Origin of the sequence: Corynebacterium sp. BF-R-2 (assembly GCF_024586525.1) — a bacterium.
Lineage (GTDB): Bacteria > Actinomycetota > Actinomycetes > Mycobacteriales > Mycobacteriaceae > Corynebacterium > Corynebacterium singulare.
In genome coordinates this window covers 144915-162847 of the sequence record NZ_JAMFTP010000004.1, presented here as the reverse complement: position 1 = coordinate 162847, position 17933 = coordinate 144915, and the positions used below count along the sequence as shown (strand labels likewise).

Annotated in this window: 18 protein-coding genes and 1 tRNA gene; 10 read left to right on the top strand and 9 right to left on the bottom strand. The window is 59.2% G+C overall.

The genetic code is table 11. The features are described 5' to 3' along the window. Window positions 1-9: 9 nt before the first annotated feature. On the top strand, window positions 10-1020 hold the full coding sequence (locus M5J09_RS04095; RefSeq protein ID WP_257157039.1) for an App1 family protein: 1011 nt from the start codon (window positions 10-12) through the stop codon (window positions 1018-1020). Window positions 1021-1097: 77 nt separating this feature from the next. Here the strand turns inward: M5J09_RS04095 and M5J09_RS04090 are convergent, their stop codons facing one another. The 4 genes from M5J09_RS04090 to M5J09_RS04075 form a co-directional block, all read right to left on the bottom strand. Then, window positions 1098-1538: a universal stress protein gene (locus M5J09_RS04090; protein WP_042531016.1), complete on the bottom strand. Its 441-nt coding sequence runs from the start codon at window positions 1536-1538 to the stop codon at window positions 1098-1100. Between the two features lie 112 nt (window positions 1539-1650). Then, window positions 1651-2100: a universal stress protein gene (locus M5J09_RS04085; RefSeq protein WP_042531017.1), complete on the bottom strand. Its 450-nt coding sequence runs from the start codon at window positions 2098-2100 to the stop codon at window positions 1651-1653. 75 nt (window positions 2101-2175) lie between these two features. Next, window positions 2176-4278, bottom strand: coding sequence for an excinuclease ABC subunit UvrB (gene uvrB / locus M5J09_RS04080; RefSeq protein WP_257157038.1), 2103 nt, complete (start codon window positions 4276-4278; stop codon window positions 2176-2178). Between the two features lie 22 nt (window positions 4279-4300). Continuing rightward, the gene (locus M5J09_RS04075; RefSeq protein ID WP_042531022.1) at window positions 4301-4663 is read right to left on the bottom strand and encodes a DUF4259 domain-containing protein; all 363 of its coding nucleotides are present in this window, start codon (window positions 4661-4663) and stop codon (window positions 4301-4303) included. Between the two features lie 104 nt (window positions 4664-4767). Here M5J09_RS04075 and M5J09_RS04070 point away from each other — a divergent pair, with 104 nt between their 5' ends. Beyond that, window positions 4768-6144, top strand: a complete 1377-nt coding sequence (locus tag M5J09_RS04070) for a DUF4185 domain-containing protein (RefSeq protein ID WP_257157037.1) — start codon at window positions 4768-4770, stop codon at window positions 6142-6144. Here M5J09_RS04070 and coaE read toward each other — a convergent pair. Then, window positions 6141-6743, bottom strand: coding sequence for a dephospho-CoA kinase (coaE, locus tag M5J09_RS04065; RefSeq protein WP_257157036.1), 603 nt, complete (start codon window positions 6741-6743; stop codon window positions 6141-6143). The genes M5J09_RS04070 and coaE overlap by 4 nt on opposite strands. 118 nt (window positions 6744-6861) lie before the next feature. Further along, window positions 6862-8325: a 30S ribosomal protein S1 gene (gene rpsA, locus M5J09_RS04060; RefSeq protein ID WP_042531028.1), complete on the bottom strand. Its 1464-nt coding sequence runs from the start codon at window positions 8323-8325 to the stop codon at window positions 6862-6864. A 229-nt stretch (window positions 8326-8554) separates the two neighbouring features. On the opposite strand from rpsA, the gene M5J09_RS04055 reads away from it, so the two are divergent. Together M5J09_RS04055 and M5J09_RS04050 are read left to right on the top strand one after the other, a co-directional pair. After that, on the top strand, window positions 8555-9337 hold the full coding sequence (locus M5J09_RS04055) for a class I SAM-dependent methyltransferase (RefSeq protein WP_257157035.1): 783 nt from the start codon (window positions 8555-8557) through the stop codon (window positions 9335-9337). Between the two features lie 5 nt (window positions 9338-9342). After that, window positions 9343-9813 carry an RDD family protein gene (locus M5J09_RS04050; protein WP_042531032.1) on the top strand — a complete coding sequence of 157 codons (471 nt, stop codon included), beginning with the start codon at window positions 9343-9345 and terminating at the stop codon, window positions 9811-9813. Window positions 9814-9841: 28 nt separating this feature from the next. Here the strand turns inward: M5J09_RS04050 and polA are convergent, their stop codons facing one another. Continuing rightward, window positions 9842-12493: a DNA polymerase I gene (polA, locus tag M5J09_RS04045; RefSeq protein WP_257157034.1), complete on the bottom strand. Its 2652-nt coding sequence runs from the start codon at window positions 12491-12493 to the stop codon at window positions 9842-9844. A 122-nt stretch (window positions 12494-12615) separates the two neighbouring features. Between polA and M5J09_RS04040 the strand changes: the two genes are divergently transcribed. The 6 genes from M5J09_RS04040 to M5J09_RS04015 all read left to right on the top strand — a co-directional run bounded on the left by M5J09_RS04040 (window position 12616) and on the right by M5J09_RS04015 (window position 16586). Continuing rightward, a tRNA-Leu gene (locus M5J09_RS04040) sits at window positions 12616-12689 on the top strand. A gap of 70 nt (window positions 12690-12759) precedes the next feature. After that, window positions 12760-13047 carry a hypothetical protein gene (locus M5J09_RS04035; RefSeq protein ID WP_257157033.1) on the top strand — a complete coding sequence of 96 codons (288 nt, stop codon included), beginning with the start codon at window positions 12760-12762 and terminating at the stop codon, window positions 13045-13047. Window positions 13048-13190: 143 nt separating this feature from the next. After that, window positions 13191-14006 carry a DUF368 domain-containing protein gene (locus M5J09_RS04030; protein ID WP_257157032.1) on the top strand — a complete coding sequence of 272 codons (816 nt, stop codon included), beginning with the start codon at window positions 13191-13193 and terminating at the stop codon, window positions 14004-14006. A 3-nt stretch (window positions 14007-14009) separates the two neighbouring features. Beyond that, window positions 14010-14891 (top strand): ABC transporter substrate-binding protein, encoded by an 882-nt coding sequence (locus M5J09_RS04025; RefSeq protein ID WP_257157031.1) that lies wholly within the window; start codon window positions 14010-14012, stop codon window positions 14889-14891. Further along, window positions 14884-15822, top strand: coding sequence for an amino acid ABC transporter permease (locus M5J09_RS04020; protein ID WP_257157030.1), 939 nt, complete (start codon window positions 14884-14886; stop codon window positions 15820-15822). Before M5J09_RS04025 ends, M5J09_RS04020 begins: the two co-directional genes overlap by 8 nt. Further along, entirely contained in the window at window positions 15822-16586 is a 765-nt protein-coding gene (locus M5J09_RS04015) for an amino acid ABC transporter ATP-binding protein (RefSeq protein ID WP_042531044.1), read from the top strand. The genes M5J09_RS04020 and M5J09_RS04015 overlap by 1 nt, the downstream gene beginning before the upstream one ends. A 93-nt stretch (window positions 16587-16679) precedes the next feature. Here M5J09_RS04015 and nusB read toward each other — a convergent pair whose 3' ends face one another. Continuing rightward, window positions 16680-17252 (bottom strand): transcription antitermination factor NusB, encoded by a 573-nt coding sequence (gene nusB, locus M5J09_RS04010; protein WP_257157029.1) that lies wholly within the window; start codon window positions 17250-17252, stop codon window positions 16680-16682. Window position 17253: 1 nt separating this feature from the next. Beyond that, on the bottom strand, window positions 17254-17817 hold the full coding sequence (gene efp / locus M5J09_RS04005; protein ID WP_042531048.1) for an elongation factor P: 564 nt from the start codon (window positions 17815-17817) through the stop codon (window positions 17254-17256). Window positions 17818-17933 lie beyond the last annotated feature (116 nt).

Here is a 17933-nt window from a genome sequence, read left to right as displayed (position 1 = left end):
CTGGTGCGCATGGCACTTTCCGATATCGCCCGTAAGATTGAGTTCACCACTAATTCCGTGACGCTGAAGCGCTCAGCCCGCAAAGGCTGGCAGCCCTCCATTACCGGATATTCCGGGTATGGAAATGAGCATTTCGTCCATGTTTTGGGCCGAGTACTCATGCACGATCCCGAATCACAGGACACTGATACGTGGGCGCAACGCGGCTACCGCCAGTTCTTCACTATCCAGGTTCCACGTCACGAGGTAGAAGTCACCGTTGGCGGAAAGACTGTTGCCGGCACCAGCAATCACAACGGCTACATCGATGTTCTTGTCCATGACCATGGTCTCGAGCCTGGTTGGCACGAAGTCAGCATTCGCGCCAAGGGAGCGGAAGAAGTTACGGCTGAAGTCCTCATCGTGAGTGCGGACACTGAATTCGGCGTGGTCAGCGATATCGATGACACCATCATGGTCACCTGGCTCCCCCGCGCCATGATCGCGGCCTGGAACTCCTGGGTTAAGCGCACCAATACCCGCACTCAGGTAGAAGGCATGGCATCCTTCTACCGTGAGATTGCCGCGGAGCACCCTGGTGTGCCTTTCATCTACCTCTCTACCGGTGCGTGGAACACCTACGACACCTTGGTCACCTTCATGGAGGAGAACGGTTTCCCACGCGGACCGCTGCTGCTCACTGACTGGGGTCCCACTCCTACCGGGCTGTTCCGCAATGGCCAGGAGCACAAGCGCGTGCAACTTCGAAACCTGTTCATTGCCTTCCCAGCGCTGCGGTGGTTACTCATTGGGGATGATGGCCAGCACGATCCGCTGACCTATGCGGATGCTGTGGCCGAGCACCCAGACCGGGTGGCCGCGGTTGCTATTCGAAACCTCTCCCCGCAAGAGCAGCTGCTCGCGCACGGTTCATTGGCTCCACTTGCCAGGGTCAACGACCAAACGTCCTTCAACATCCCCCTTATCCAAGGCGCTGACGGCACGGCCCTCGCGCGTGCTTACCGCAAGCTACGTTTCTGACCCTGAGCCCAACAGACCCCTCGAAAACAAGAACCGCGCGGCCCCGGTAGGGAAACCGCGCGGTGGTTTTGTGGGGCCTAGTTGACCGTGTGAACGATCATGACGTCACAGTCGGATTGACGAGCCACGTCAGCCGGAACGGACCCCAGCAGGCGGCCGGTCAAGGAGTTGATGCCGCGGTTACCCACGACGAGCAGGTCAGCCTGATTGTCGTTGACGATAGACATCAGGGCCTGAACCGGGGTACCCGGGCGGACAGCGGTCTCGACGTTCTTCACGCCAAACTTCTCTGCATGCTCCTTGCCGGAGGTTAGGTTGGCCTGGGCCTTTTCATCACCGAGGATGGTGACGGAATCCTGGCGCAGAGTCTTGGACGCCTGCTCCTGGTTCTCGTAGTAGGCACAGCCGATGATGAGGGTGGCATCGAAGGCTGCAGCGATCTTGGAGGCACGCTCCACTGCGAGCAGGGAAGACTTGGAACCGTCGGTACCGACCACGATCTTGTTGTAATCGCTCATGATGACCTTTCTTCGCGAGCCTCCAATCACGGGAATCTCGCTTGACAATCAATTAAACTTTTCGCGCACCCGCTAGTTTAACAACGCGGGTGCCAACACGTCGATTGGAATCCTAATCTTCGGTCGTGTTGACCACGACCACGTCGGCGTGAGCCTTGCGGGTGAGCTCCGTAGCCACGGAACCAAAGACACGTCCACGCACGGAATGGATGCCCTTATTACCCACAACGAACAGGTCCACATCGTGGTCACGGCCGACCTCGATGAGCGCATTGACGGGGTCACCGGACTTGGCAATGATCTCGATGCGCTGAGCACCTTCGCTGTGCGCGATCTCGGCAGCGTTGTTGAGGTAATTCTCCGACATTTCCTCGCTCACCACGGGCACGCGAGCATCCTCGGCGTTCGGGGCACCCAACATCGAACCGGAGTGATTGTAGAACGCGGAAACAATGATCAGCGTTGCGTCGTAGGCACGTGCCATCGATGCGGCGGACTGCACCGCGCGTAGGGAGGTCTTCGATCCATCAGTGCCGACGGCGATAACGTTGTAGCTCAGCATATTTCTCCTTATAAGTGGTGTTTAATCTGTAAATAGTATGGCACGATACCGCGCTGCAGGCGCGAACATCCCCGCCTAAATTCCAGCTTCCTTAAGGCCGCGCTGTTCCTTCTTCAAATCAGCGATTTCATCGCGCAGACGCCCCGCCAACTCAAATTTGAGCTCACGGGCGGCATCACGCATTTGAGCCGTCAAATCGTCGATAAGCGCCTGCACCTCATCCGCCGCCATGGAGGACACATCGCGCTTTTCGACGATCGCCGTTGGATCGGCGTCCGCCCCTCCCTCGCCGTCCTTGTCAGCATCCTCATAGACCTGGTCGAGGATGTCCGCAATCTTCTTGCGCAGCGGCTGCGGGTCGATGCCGTGTTCGGTGTTATATGCAATCTGCTTCTCGCGGCGGCGCTCCGTCTCCTCGATGGCCTCTTGCATGGAATCAGTGATCTTATCCGCATACATGATGACCTCGCCCGACACGTTACGCGCAGCTCGACCGATGGTCTGGATCAATGAGGTGGTCGAACGCAGGAATCCTTCCTTATCGGCATCGAGGATGGCCACGAGGGACACCTCCGGAAGGTCCAGGCCCTCACGTAGCAAGTTAATACCAACGAGGACATCGAATTCACCCAAGCGCAACTGACGCAGTAACTCCACGCGCTGCAGAGTGTCGATATCGGAGTGCAGGTAGCGCACCTTGATTCCGTGCTCGAGGAGATAGTCCGTCAAGTCCTCCGCCATTCGCTTGGTCAGCGTGGTGACAAGCACGCGCTCTTCCTTGGCGGTACGGGCACGAACCTCATCAATGAGGTCATCGATCTGCCCCTTCGTGGGCTTGACCGTCACCTTCGGATCCACCAGACCAGTCGGGCGAATAACCTGTTCAACGAATTCTCCCCCCGAAGCCGTCATCTCAAAATCGCCCGGGGTGGCCGACATGTAAACGGTCTGCCCCACTCGTTCCTCGAACTCATCAAAGGTCAGCGGGCGGTTATCAACCGCCGATGGCAGCCGGAATCCAAACTCGACGAGGTTCCGCTTACGGGCCATATCACCTTCATACATGCCACCAATCTGCGGCACGGTGACGTGCGACTCGTCGATAATGGTGAGAAAATCTTCCGGGAAGTAATCCAAGAGGGTGGCCGGTGCGGATCCAGCTGGGCGGCCGTCGACATGGCGCGAATAGTTCTCAATGCCCGAGCAGAAACCTACCTGCTCAATCATCTCAAGGTCATATTCGGTGCGCATACGCAGGCGCTGCGCTTCGAGCAGCTTGCCGCGGTTCTCCAAATCCGCCAACCGCTCTGCCAGCTCCTCTTTGATGTCCTCGATCGCGCGTGCCATGCGTTCTGGGCCGGCGACATAGTGCGTCGCTGGAAAGATCCGGACCTCATCAACGCGCTCAATCACCTCACCGGTGAGCGGGTGAATGTAGTAGAGCTCATCCACGTCATCACCAAAGAACTCGATGCGCACCGCGCGTTCCTCATACGCTGGGATAATGTCCACGGTGTCGCCCTTGACTCGGAAGGTGCCACGGGTAAAGCCCACATCATTGCGCTCATATTGGATATCCACGAGAAGGCGTAGGAAGCGATCGCGGTCAATCTCTTCACTTTCTTCCAACACGACCGAGCGATCCAGGTAGGACTGCGGTGTACCCAAACCATAAATGCAGGACACAGAGGAGACTACGACGACATCGCGGCGCGAGAGCAATGCCGAGGTGGCGGAGTGGCGTAGGCGCTCCACGTCCTCGTTAATAGAGGAATCTTTCTCAATGTAGGTATCCGTCTGCGCGATATAGGCCTCAGGTTGGTAGTAGTCGTAGTACGACACGAAGTACTCCACCGCGTTGTGTGGCAGCAACTGCCTAAGCTCATTGGCTAGCTGGGCGGCCAGCGTCTTATTCGGCGCCATGACCAAAGTGGGGCGCTGCTGTTGCTCGATGAGCCACGCTGCGGTGGCAGACTTACCGGTACCGGTAGCACCCATGAGAACGACATCGCGTTCACCGCGGTTGAGGCGCTCGTCCAATTCCGCAATGGCGGCGGGTTGATCACCAGCAGGTTTATACTCAGACTCAACCTTGAATTCAGCCGAGCGGCGCTCGACTTCGCCCACAGGGCGGTGCTCAGAAACTGGCAGGATGGGGTGTTCAGCAGCAAAAGCCATGCCGACCAGTCTAACGCGCTCGTCACGGCATTGCGGCGCGCGTGGTGCGCAGCCAGTCCTCCAACTCGTCGGTGGTCTCCCACAGCGCATATATCGGTGATGAATCCGGCTCCATAGCTTTGTTCATACGCTTGCGAAGCCACGCCCTAGTTTGCGGGGTGCGCAGTATACGAACATCTGCCCCGCACAATCCGCCTGGGAGCTTCTCGAAAGGGGTTGAAGCGAGGGCGCCGAGCGCAATGATGGTTTCGGCATCATCCACATCAATGGGTGCCTCCGCGCAGCTTCGCTTAAAAGTTTCTAGGTCGAAAGAGCCATCACGAAGTTGCGCGAGCACTGCGCGCGCGGCGTGATTGTCGAATGGCCCGACGTCCCAGGTTCCCATGAGGAGTGAGGTTAAGCATCGAACATGAACGAGATGAGAGCGAAAGGTAAATTTTGTCTACCATGTCCTTTAAATGTTGCTGCGCTCCTTTAGAATCATCTGTCATGAAGTTTCGTTCCCTTGCTAGCGCAGTAACCGTTACCGCGCTTCTCCCCGTCGCCCTTGTTGCCCACGCCCCACAAGCCGTGGCCGCGCCCTGTATGCCATACTCCAAATCCGGAAGCTTCACATCGAAGCCGTCCGCGTCCGCCCCAGCCGGTGGTTCCTCACTCGGCGGGCTCAGCGCACTGTTGAGCGGCTCCTCGAAGCCTTCCCAGCCGGAGCGTGCCACTAGCGGTCAGCGCAGCAACTACAACCAGCGCCAGATCACTGGTGGGCCAACACAGATCATGCAGCTCATCACCGGTGCCGGCTCCCCTAACCGTACTGACCTCGACTTCGGTGTCTCGGGCACAGACCTCGGTATTGCTTACGCCGATGGCGCCGGCCACTCCTACTATGTCTTTGGTGACACCATGGACTGCGTCGGCGAGGGCGATGGCTGGCGCTCCAATGTCCTCTTGCGCACGACCGATGAGGACTACGGCGATGGTCTGCGCCTCGATGACGCTCTCACTGCTCGCGGCTGGTCCGCCACTGGCTATGCCAAGGAGTTCATCCCTTCTCAGAAGGTCGGTGACGCTGACATCAACGGCGAGCGCACCACCATTCCCACAGCCGGAATTGTGGTTGACGGCGTGCATTACATCGATTACATGTCAGTGCGTTCCTGGCATGATCCGAAGACCGGATGGTCCACCAACTATGCCGCAACTGTGGCATCGACCGATGGTGGCGTGTCATGGACGCCAGTCCCAGAAGCAACCCGCACGAACGCCAGCCACGGCGCGAACGCCCCAATCCCGGGTGGAGCTAACTATCGCCCGGGATTTGAAAAGCTTCAACAGTCGGCCTACATCGAACACGGAGACTACATCTACCGCTTTACCACCGGGCAAGGCCGCCGCGGTCCGGCATACCTCTCCCGTGCACTGAAGTCGCAGTTTCCCAACGAGAACGCCTTCGCGTACTACGCGGACGGCGGATGGGTCCACGATCCCTCCCAGGCCAGCGTTGTGTTAGATGGCAAAGTCTCTGAGCTCTCGGTGGCGTACAACGACTACCTGGGCAAATTCGTCACCATGTACGGTGTTGAGGGCGAGGGCATCGTCATGCGCACAGCGCCCTCCCCCGAAGGTCCGTGGTCCCCGCGCCGCAAGCTCGTGGACGCTGAAACAGCGAAGGTCATCAGCGGCGAGCCGCTCAATGACACTTACGCTCCTTACGTATTGCCTCATCAGGACGATCAGCACCTGTACTACACACTGACGTCGTGGCGCGACTACAACACCATGCTCATGCGCACGGATCTTGATTTCGTGGGCGAGGACATGGAGAACAACGACCACATCGCTGTCTCCGACGTGGTAGCAACGCGCTAATTAAAGCGGCGCTTTAGCTCTTCGACGACCCTCTCGACCTGCGCATCGAGCGCTTCGAGGGGGCCGTTGTTGTCTATGACATAATCCGCTGCAGCAAGGCGGACATCGTCAGGGATCTGCGCTGCAATGCGGCGGCGCGCGTCTTCTTCATCCAGTCCTCGAAACTCCACGAGGCGGCGTACGCGCTCTTCAATCTCAACATCGACAACGATGGTGACATCCATGCCCTTGTTGAGACCATTGTCCACGAGCAACGGCATGTCATAGACCAGGAACGCTTCGCCCGCCGCGCGCGCAGCCTCGAAACGGGCTTGGGTTTCCTCGTGGATACGCGGATGCGTGATGGAATTGAGCACGTCCGTTTTCTCGCGGCTCGCGAAGGCCCGCGAGGCCAGTAGCCCCCGGTTAAGGGAGCCATCGGCGTTGAGAATGTCCTCCCCGAACGCATCGGCCAACTCGGAGAGAGCCGGTTGGCCTGGTTCGACAATGTCGCGGGCGATCTGGTCGGCATCGACAAGCGCCCAGCCCTGCTCCACCAACAACTGAGCAACCGTGGATTTTCCGCTGCCGATACCGCCGGTGAGTCCAATGAGCTTCATACCCGCCCACGATACGCGAAAGACATGCACAAAGGCCGCCCCTCCCGAATTCAGGAGAGACGGCCTTGAGTACTCAGAACCTCAGGCGCTAACGCGCCCTGAGATTGCGGAGTGTGGCTTAGTTGCCAGCGAGCTTGTCGCGCAGCGCAGCGAGCTGCTCGTCAGATGCGAGGGAACCGCCAACCTCTGCCTCGGTCTCGGATGCCGGAGCTGCATCCTGGGACTCGGAGGAGTAGTTGGAGTTGTTTGCAGCGGACTCAGCGGCCTCAGCAGCTGCAGCACGGTTGCGCTCGATCTGAGCGGTGTGCAGGTTGAAGCGACGCTCGGACTCGGCGTAGCGAGCCTCCCAAGCCTGGCGCTGCTCGTCGAAGCCTTCCTTCCACTCGTTGGTCTCCGGGTCGAAGCCCTCGGGGAAGACGTAGTTGCCCTGCTCGTCGTAGGAGTCAGCCATGCCGTACTTGGACGGATCAAACTCTTCGGTGTAGTCCTCGTCTGCCTGCTTAACAGACAGGGAGATACGACGACGCTCGAGGTCGATGTCGATGACCTTGACCATGACTTCCTGGCCAACGGTGACAACCTGATCCGGAACCTCGACGTGGCGCTGAGCCAGCTCGGAGATGTGGACGAGGCCCTCGATGCCCTCCTCGACGCGAACGAAGGCGCCGAACGGAACGAGCTTGGTGACCTTGCCCGGGACGATCTGGCCCACAGCGTGAGTGCGGGCGAAGACGCGCCACGGATCTTCCTGGGTTGCCTTCAGGGACAGGGACACGCGCTCGCGGTCCAGGTCGACGTCAAGAACCTCGACGGTGACCTCGTCGCCCACGGTGACAACCTCGGACGGGTGGTCGATGTGCTTCCAGGACAGCTCGGAAACGTGAACCAGGCCGTCGACACCGCCGAGATCGACGAAGGCGCCGAAGTTGACGATGGAGGAGACAACGCCCTTGCGGACCTGACCCTTCTGCAGCTGGTGCAGGAACTCGGAACGGACCTCGGACTGGGTCTGCTCCAGGTATGCGCGGCGGGACAGGACAACGTTGTTGCGCTGCTTGTCCAGCTCGATGATCTTGGCCTCGAGCTCCTGGCCGATGTACGGCTCCAGGTCGCGAACGCGGCGCATCTCAACGAGGGAAGCCGGGAGGAAGCCACGGAGGCCGATGTCGAGGATGAGACCACCCTTGACAACCTCGATGACGGTACCGGTGACCGGCTCTTCCTTGGCGTGCAGCTCTTCGACGGCGCCCCAGGCGCGCTCGTACTGTGCGCGCTTCTTGGACAGGATCAGACGGCCTTCCTTGTCCTCCTTGGTGAGAACAAGTGCATCGATCTCGTCGCCGACCTCGACAACCTCATCCGGGTTGACGTCGTGCTTGATGGAGAGCTCGCGGGACGGGATGACGCCCTCGGTCTTGTAACCGATGTCGAGCAGGACCTCGTCGTGGTCAACCTTGACCACGGTGCCCTCGACGATGTCACCATCGTTGAAGTACTTGATGGTGGCGTCGACAGCTGCGAGGAAGTCCTCTGCGGTTCCGATGTCATTGATCGCAACCTGAGGGGTGTTAGAAGTTGGCATGTAGTTATGCTCCGAATAAACGTAGGAGATCGTATTTGGACAGTTACGTGTCTCTTGAAAAGCGTCATTAAGCAGCGCAAAAGCGCAAAACTTAAGATGGATTTCAATCCCGACTCGCGGTCCGGCTGAACCCTCCTACAGTGGCTCAGTGCGTCCCGAGTCATAGACACGCTCGTACCACACTACATTCATGCAGCTACAACGGCAAATGCGCCACGCGAAAGGACCCATGTTTTCTGCCTCACTCGCCAACCGCTCCTATTGGGATTCTGATGCCGATTCCTACCACGCCGCGCACCCGGAGTATTTGTCGTCATTTTACTGGTGCCCGGAGATGCTCCACGAATCCGAAGCGCAGTTGCTTGGCGACGTCTCCTCGGCCACCGTCCTCGAACTCGGCTGCGGCTCCGCGCCGTGCACGCAGTGGCTCCACGGCCACGCAAAGTTCGCTACCGGCTTTGATCTTTCCGCCGGAATGCTGTCTCATGCCGAACCAGGCCTCCCGCTAGTGCAGGCAGATGCTCTGACACTTCCCTACTGTGATAATGCTTTCGACGTCGCCTTCTCCGCCTTTGGGGCCCTTCCCTTCATCGCAGATCTTGACTCCGCACTGGCTGAGGTCCACCGCGTGCTGCGCCCTGGTGGTCGCTTTGTGTTCTCCGTGCCGCATCCCATGCGGTGGGTCTTCCCCGACGACCCTGACAATCTCACCGCCGAGTTGCCCTATTTTGACCGGGCCTACCTCGAGCACAATTCCGCGGGTGAGCTCACCTATGCCGAGTTTCACCGCACAATGGGTGACTGGCTGCGCGCCCTCCAGGTCAGAGGAAACTTCGAGATCCTCGACCTCATAGAGCCGGAGTGGCCGGAGGACCTCGACAGTACGTGGGGCCAATGGTCACCCAAGCGCGGTGCCCTGTTTCCTGGTACGGCTATCTTTGTCTGCCAGGCTACGGCCCCTGCATCTGGAGCCCCCGCTTCAGGGATGCAGCGCCGAGAGCACGTAAGCTGACGTCCATGCTTCTCGAACGCTTCGCAATAGCTTTGCGCCGGGTCGTGGCATGGTGGATTGATGCCTTCCTCGCTGCCGCCATCATTCTGGTGTTTAAGTGGCTCTTTAACTTCGCCACTGATGGCGCGCTCACCGGACGCACGGGCGAAATCTATGACATTACTGCGCTTGCCATAGTGTTTTACGTATACCGCGTGTGGGCAGAAGCGACGAAGAATACGTCTCTAGGCAAGTGGTCCCTCAAGCTCGAGGTCATCGCCCAACGGCCAGGTTTTGCTAGCGCCGCTATCCGCAACAGTTGGCTCCTTCTTACGCTGCTGGCACTAACAGGTCTGCCCATGGTTGAGGGCACAATCCTTACTGTCCTGGGACTTAGCGTTCTCGCATTCGGCCAAACACCTTTCGATGTACTCGCTGGCTGCTTGGTCGAGCGCCGCACGCCCACCGACGACGAGCGTGCAGTGGGCTTGTCCTAAGCGTTCGGGGCGAGCGCGGCCCCAGCGCTTAGTGTGCGGCTGCGTCCCAGTTCTTGCCCTCTCCAACAGAAACTTCGAGCGGCACGGTCAACTCGATAGCCTTGTCCATCTCACGCTCGAGGATGGTGTGAACCTTCTCCGCTTCGCCTGCAGCAACCTCGACAACAAGTTCATCGTGGACCTGCAAGAGCACGCGCGACTTCATTCCTTCGAGTGCCTTGTCCACGCGAATCATAGCTACCTTAATGATGTCGGCTGCAGTGCCTTGAATCGGGGCGTTGAGCGCGGCACGCTCGGCGTTCTCACGGGCAACGCGGTTATCGGAGTTGAGCTCCGGCAGGTAGCGGCGGCGACCGAACACCGTGGAGGTATAGCCATCTTTGCGTGCCTGAACTACGACGTCGTCCAAGTAGCGCTTCACTCCGCCAAAGCGCTCGAAGTAGCTTTCCATGATCTTTTTGGCCTCACCAGCTGGAATCCCCAGCTGCTGCGAGAGACCAAAAGCGGAGAGGCCATAGACCAACCCATACGACATGGCCTTAACTCGACGGCGCAATTCTGGGGTGACCTCATCGACGGGCACATCAAACACGCGCGAGCCGACGTAGTTGTGAAGGTCTTCGCCCTCACGGTAGGCCTCGATCAGGCCCGGGTCCTCCGACAGGTGGGCCATAACGCGCATCTCAATCTGGGAATAGTCCGCGGTGATGAGGGTATCGAAGTCTTCGCCCACCACGAAGGCTGAACGAATCTGACGGCCAGCTTCCGTGCGCACCGGAATGTTTTGAAGGTTGGGCTCCGTCGAGGACAGGCGGCCTGTGGAGGTGACCGTCTGGTTGAAGGTGGTATGAATGCGACCATCCGGTTGAATCGTCTTGATGAGGCCCTCCAGCGTAGTCTTCATCTTTTGGTACTCGCGGTGGGCCAAGAGATGGTCCAGGAAGGGATGCGGATGGCTCGCAGCTAGTTGTTCGATTTCCTTGGCAGCCGTGGAATAGCCCGTCTTGGTCTTCTTTGTCTTCGGCATATCGAAAGTATCGAAGAGCACAGACTGCAGCTGCTTCGGGGAATTCAGGTTGAGGGAGTCATCCCCCGCCAATTCGCGCGCGGCGCGCTCTTGTTCGTTGACCTGCTCGATGAAGGCATCACGCTGGGTTTCCAGAATGTCGCGGTCCACGGCGATGCCGGCGGCTTCCATACGTGCCAGGATTCCCACCAAGGGCAGTTCAAGGTCGGTATAGAGCTCGAAGGAGGCAATGTCCTGCAGCTGCTGTGTCAGCTCCGCTGCCAACTCCATGATGGCGCCAGCCTGATCTGCCAATGGGTTCTCATCGAGGATAGACAGCTGCTCGCTGGCCTGACCTAAAGACTTCTTCAAGTGGCGCTGATAGACATCACTCAGCTCATACGTGCGCTGGCCGGGGCGAAGTAGGTAGGCAGCAAGTGCGGTGTCATGAGCAATGCCGCGCAGCTCGATGCCACGGCCGGCCAGCATGTGGTAGGCGGCCTTGGCCTCGTGGAAGTATTTCGGCGCATCCGAGGACAGCCAAACAGCCAAGGCCGCATCCTCCTCCGCGGACAGGTCCGCGAGTTCGAGGTGGAGGCCTTCGAAGGAGTCGTCGACAAGCGCGATCGCCGCCGCGTCACCCGCACCAGGGGTGCCATCGCCCTGGACATACACCGCAACGTTTTCCTTGCCAGTTAGCCATTCCATCAGGGGCGTGTCGGTGATGCTCACGGATACATCCGGTGTCTCTACTGCCGCTGCAGCCTCCGCGTCAGCATCATGTGGGATAGCACCCAAGACACGCTCTCGCAGATTGGTACCGAACTCCAGCTCATCAAAGCGCGCGGCAACCTCGCTCGCTGCCGCACCTTTGAAGCTCAGGTCGGCCGGCCCCACTTCCAAGTCCATATCGGTCACCATCTGGGTGAGCTGGCGATTCAGCTTGACTTGCTCGATGCGGTCGCGGAAGTTTTGACCCGCCACACCCTTGATTTCGTCCGCGTGGGCAATAAGTTCATCGAGCGAACCATACTGGGTGATCCACTTAGTCGCGGTCTTTTCACCCACCTTCGGAACGTTGGGAAGATTGTCCGACGGGTCACCACGCAGGGCCGCAAAGTCCGGATACTGCTGCGGAGTTAAACCATACTTCTCCTCCACCGCATCCGGGGTAAAACGATGCAGGGTGGACACGCCGCGCATGGGGTACAGGACGGTCGTGGACTCGTTGACAAGCTGCAGATAATCGCGATCACCCGTCACGAGCAAGGTCTCATAGTCAGATCCCGCCTGCGTGGACAGCGTCGCCACAATGTCATCGGCCTCGAAGTTCTCACGGGACAGCGTAGTGATGCCGAGTGTCTCCAGTACCTCGCGGATAAGCTCCACTTGTCCGCGGAACTCTTCGGGTGCTGCTTCTCGCTGCGCTTTGTAATCCGGGAACATCTCCGTGCGGAAAGTCTTACGTCCCACGTCGAAGGCGACGGCGACGAAGTCCGGCTTCTCCTCGGCCAGAATGTTGGCCAACATCGAGAGGAAGCCGTACACGGCATTGGTGTGTTGGCCTCCTGAAGTGGAGAAATTCTCCGCAGGAAGTGCATAAAATGCGCGGAAGGCCATCGAGTGGCCGTCGATAAGCAAAAGTCGGGGCTGAGAAGTAGTCACCCAGCCCATCCTAACGTGTTGTCCGCGGCACCACCGCTCCCCCTCCGCCAGTGTCCCAAGCACTTTCACACCACGCCCTGACAGGCAATTAGGTTAGTGTCGCACCGCTGCGCTAATATCTTTGCCAGTGCGCCCCTGTAGCCCAATTGGCAGAGGCAACGGATTCAAAACCCGTGTAGTGTGAGTTCGAGTCTCACCAGGGGCACAAACCCACCCCACAGCAGAGTACGTTGTGGGGTGTTAGCGTTTTCTCGATCGAAAGGTTTCCCTGACCTATGCGCCGCACCATCATCGCCCTGAGCACTGCTGCTGCTCTTGCACTGTCTGGAACGACCGTGGCCACCGCCGCACAAAAAAGCTCCAACTCCAGCACGGGCACCACCATGTCGTCCAAGGTGGAGGAATCCTCCTACTACCAAAAGATCCGGGAAACTGCAGCATCCTCCGACGACCCCGACCTCAACCGCTTCTACGCCGTGCTACTCGATGGCTTGGTGGGCCTCGCCGCCTTCGCTGTCCTCGGCTCGGTTTATGGTGAGCTAGCCAAGCGCCTGCAGCTCTAGACGCGTTAGCGCATATCCTTCTCCCAAGTGAATAGTTTGCATAGGCCCGTGGTGCAGTGAGAGAATAGGAGTCATCTGCTCACCACCTTCGCCCCTCGGCACGGCATCCCCACCCCAGGGGCAGTCAAGGATAATTTCGGTTTATGCACTTTATTCTTAACGCCATTCGAGGCGCCCTCATTGGCATGGCCGAGCTGGTCCCCGGCATTTCCGGCGGAACCGTCGCGCTCATCGTCGGCATCTATGAGCGCGCCCTGCACAACGCCAATGACCTCATCTCCGGCCGATTCAAGAAGGTCGAATGGGGTTTCCTCCTATCTGTCGCCGTCGGCATGTTCATTGCTGTCTTCGGGTTCTCCACGCTGCTTCACAACTTTGTTGAGGGCCAAGTATCGCTCTCCAGCGCCCTCTTCTTGGGCATGGTGGCAGTTTCTATCATCGTTCCTTTGCGCATGATGTCGCGCTTCTCACCTGCCGCTATCGCCGCTTTCGTCATTGCAACGGTGGCCATCTTCATCGTTACCGGTTTCACGTCCACCCCAGTGGAGGATCCCAACCTCATCGTGGTGTTCTTCGCCGCCATGATTGCCGTGTGCGCCCTGATCCTTCCCGGCATATCCGGTTCACTCATCCTCCTGACTATGGGCCTCTACCAGCCGGTGATCGGCGCGGTCTCAGACCGCGACATGGTCACTGTCGGTGTATTCGCACTCGGTGCTGTGTGCGGCCTCGCGGCATTTGTCAAGGTTCTTAACTACCTGCTGGATAATCACCGCGACCCTACCCTTGCTGCCATGGCCGGTTTCATGCTCGGCTCGCTGCGCGCACTGTGGCCGTGGGGAGCGGACCAGGATGCATCGACCCCGATGATCCTGCTCATGCTCGTCATTGGCGGCGTCATTGTGTCCATTTTCATCGTTGCGGATTGGCGCAAAGCCGCAACCTACCAAGAGAGCTAGACCATGAAGAAAAGCACGGCCATCGTGGGCGCAGCCGGGCTGGCGTGGACCGCCACGCTAACAGCTTGCGTCACCAACGAGGAGCCAGCGCTACCGGAGGGCTGGTCCGCGCCTGATGTGGACGCGGTACCTGAGATCGCGGCCATGTACGACGATGCTGACGGCATCCTCACCGTGGGCACGAACCCTCCGTTTGCGCCCTTTGAGTTCAAAGACTCAGATGGGTCCATCATCGGTGTGGAGATGGATCTGGCGCATGCCGTGGCGCAGGTTCTCGGGCTGGAATTTCGCCCGGTGGAACAGGATTTCTCAATGATCCTCCCAGCCGTCCAGGCAGGCCAAATTGACCTTGGTGCTTCCGGCTTCACAGACACCGAGGAGCGCCGTGAGAACTTTGACTTCATCAACACCCTCTACGCGGGTATTCAATGGGCTGCGCTTGCCAAAGGCCCCCATGACGTCGACCCTTCCAACCCGTGTGGTCTCACCATCGCCGTTCAACGCACCACCGTCTCTGAGACGGATGACCTGCGCCCCAAGCAGGAAGCCTGTGATGGCAACCTGACTATCTTGCCCTATGACACGAGCGACAACGCCGCGTTGGCGGTCCTTATGGGTCGCGCCGATGCGCTGTCGGCCGACTCCCCTGTGTCCGCTTGGTCCGTAAACCGCTCCGATGGACGCATGGAGATGGTCGGCGAGATGTTTGATGCTGCTCCTTATGGCTTTGCCGTTCCCAAGGACTCCGACTTAGGTCCGGCCATAGCCGCGGCATTCCAGCACCTTATCGATACTGGCGTCTATGCAGAGATTCTTGCTCAATGGGGTGTTGACGAAGGCCTCGTCGACCACGCCATGATTAATGAAAGGCCGATCAATGACTAACTCTTCCTCTCCGGCGTCTTCGACCCCGCCGCCCAAGATTGAGGCCCGCCCCCTGCGACACCCGTGGCGCTGGGTTTTCGCCGCTGTTCTCGTGTTGCTGGCCGTGTGGTTCATCATTTCCTCAGCGCGCAACGAGGCCTTCGGGTGGAGCACCTACTTCCAGTACCTCTTCGATACACGCATCGCCACCGCGGCCCTCCACACCATCGCCATTACCATTTTGGCTATGGTTATCGGCGTCGTGGGTGGCGCCGCGCTAGCTGTGATGCGCATGTCCCCCAACCCCGTCCTTGGCGGTGTGTCCTGGGTCTTCCTGTGGCTCTTCCGTGGCACCCCCATCTATGTTCAGCTCGTGTTCTGGGGCCTGCTCTCCGCCCTGTACCAATCCATTAACCTCGGTTTCACGGAGATTTCACTCACTGCCGTGCTGACGAACGCCTTCCTGTTGGCCGTCCTAGGCCTAGGCCTCAATGAGGCGGCCTACATGGCTGAAATCGTGCGCTCCGGCATCTCCTCGGTGCCGGAAGGCCAAAAAGAGGCCTGCAAGGCCCTAGGCATGGGCTGGTGGATGACGATGCGCCGCACGATTCTGCCGCAGGCCATGCGCATCATCATCCCCCCAACCGGCAATGAGTTCATCTCCCTGCTCAAGACCTCTTCCTTGGTGGTGGCCATTCCCTACACTGCAGAAATCTTCGGACGCGCAACCGACATTTCGGCCGCCCTCTTCGAGCCGATCCCGCTGCTCATGGTGGCGGCTACGTGGTACCTCGTCATCACTTCCCTTCTTATGGTGGGACAGTACTTCCTCGAGCGTCGTTTTGAACGCGGTGCTACCCGTGAGCTGACCGGCCGCCAGCTCGCCGCGCTTGCCGACGCCGAAGGCACCATCCCCCGCAACGTTTCCGTCATCCCGGAGGTGAAGAACTAATGGCTACTCCCATGATTTCCGCGCAGAACGTGCACAAATCCTTCGGGCAATTAGAGGTGCTCAAGGGCATTGACATCACCGTCATGCCCGGCGAGGTTGCCTGTCTACTTGGCCCATCCGGCTCCGGTAAATCTACCTTCCTGCGCTGCTGCAATCACCTAGAGAAGGTCACGGCCGGCCGCCTGTACATCGATGGCGAGATCATTGGCTATCGCGAGCGCGACGGCGTGCTGTTCGAAATTTCTGAGAAGGAAGCTGCCGCCCAGCGCCAGGACATCGGCATGGTCTTCCAGCAGTTCAATCTCTTTAGCCACCGCACCGTCCTCGAGAACATCATTGAGGCCCCCATTCAGGTCAAGAAGCAGAACCCAGAACAGGCCAAGAAGAAGGCCATGGAACTGCTCGAGAAGGTTGGACTGGCACACAAGGCGGATGTTTACCCTGTCCAACTTTCTGGCGGTCAGCAGCAACGTGTGGCCATTGCCCGCGCCGTGGCAATGGACCCGAAGCTCATGCTTTTCGACGAACCCACCTCCGCCCTAGACCCCGAACTCGTCGGAGAAGTCCTGCGCGTCATGAAAGAGCTCGCTGCCGATGGTATGACCATGCTTGTGGTCACCCACGAGATGGGCTTTGCCCGCGAGGTTGCAGACAAGATCTTCTTCATGGACGGCGGCACCGTCGTTGAATCCGGCTCCCCGGAGCAGGTCCTAGAGAACCCGCAACATCAGCGTACGAAGGATTTCCTGTCGTCACTGCTCTAGCCCCACGCGACGAGCCCCAAGACAAAACTAAAGGTCCAGCCAGATCACATCGATCGTGGCCGGACCTTTAGTTGTGACTCGGCAGTGAGCGACTTACTCGCTGCCGGAAGACTTCTCAGACGCCTCTGCGGGGACCTCCGCTGCGGTGTCATCGTCTTCGGCGGCGTCCACCCCAGTTGCGGCGTCTGCCTCAGCAGAAGACACCATGGGACTGTCCGCTGACTGGGCTTGGATGACATCATCCAGCACAGCGTGAATGTACGGCGCGGCCTGGTGGTTGGAGTATTCCGACGCCAGCTCCACACCCTCGACCAGGGCAGTGGCGTTCGGAACCTCATCATTGAAGAGGATTTCCCACACCGACACGCGCATGATGGCGCGATCCACAGCCGGGATACGTTCCAGCGACCACTCATCGGAGAGGTAGCGAGCGATGGCCTCATCGATGGCATCGAGCTCCTCCGCAGCACCCGAGACAATCGCACGGGTGTACTCAGCAATGGGAGCAACACCGTTCTCCGGATCGCGGGCCAAGGCCACGCGGTCTTCCACGATGGCTACGGGATCCACGTCACGCGACTCTGCCTCAAAGAGGATATCGGCGGCGCGGCGGCGCGCACGATAGCGCGCCGTGTGGCGCTTATAATTCGGCTCAGGCTGGGTCATCTTAGTTGTTGACGCGGGAGAGGTACTCGCCGGTGCGGGTATCGATCTTCAGGACGTTGCCGATTTCGATGAACAGCGGAACCTGGATCTCAGCACCGGTTTCCAAGGTGGCCGGCTTGGTGCCACCGTTGGAGCGGTCACCCTGCAGGCCCGGCTCAGTGTGCTCGACCTTCAGGTCGACGGAAATCGGCAGCTCACCGAAGAGAGCCTCACCGTCGTGGAAGGAAACCTGCACGCGCATGTTCTCTAGCAGGAACTTGCCGGCGTCACCGAACTTGTCGAAGGGAAGCTCGTACTGCTCGTAGGTCTTGTCATCCATGACCACGTAGTTCGTGCCATCGTTGTACAGGTAGGTCATGTCGCGGCGGTCGACGTTAGCGGTCTCCACCTTGACACCAGCGTTGAAGGTCTTGTCCGTCACCTTGCCAGAGACCACGTCCTTGAGCTTGGTGCGTACGAAAGCGGGACCCTTGCCCGGCTTCACGTGCTGGAACTCAACGATCTGCTGCAGCTTGTTGTCGATCTTCAGAACGAGGCCGTTCTTGAAGTCAGTGGTATCTGCCATGTAATGACTCTCCTGAATACATTGAAATAGAAACTATGAAAACAGTGTCTAAGCATACCGTACGGCAGGCTCACACTGTGGAAAGGGGGTCGGTGCTCGCCGCGCCGACTCCCTCC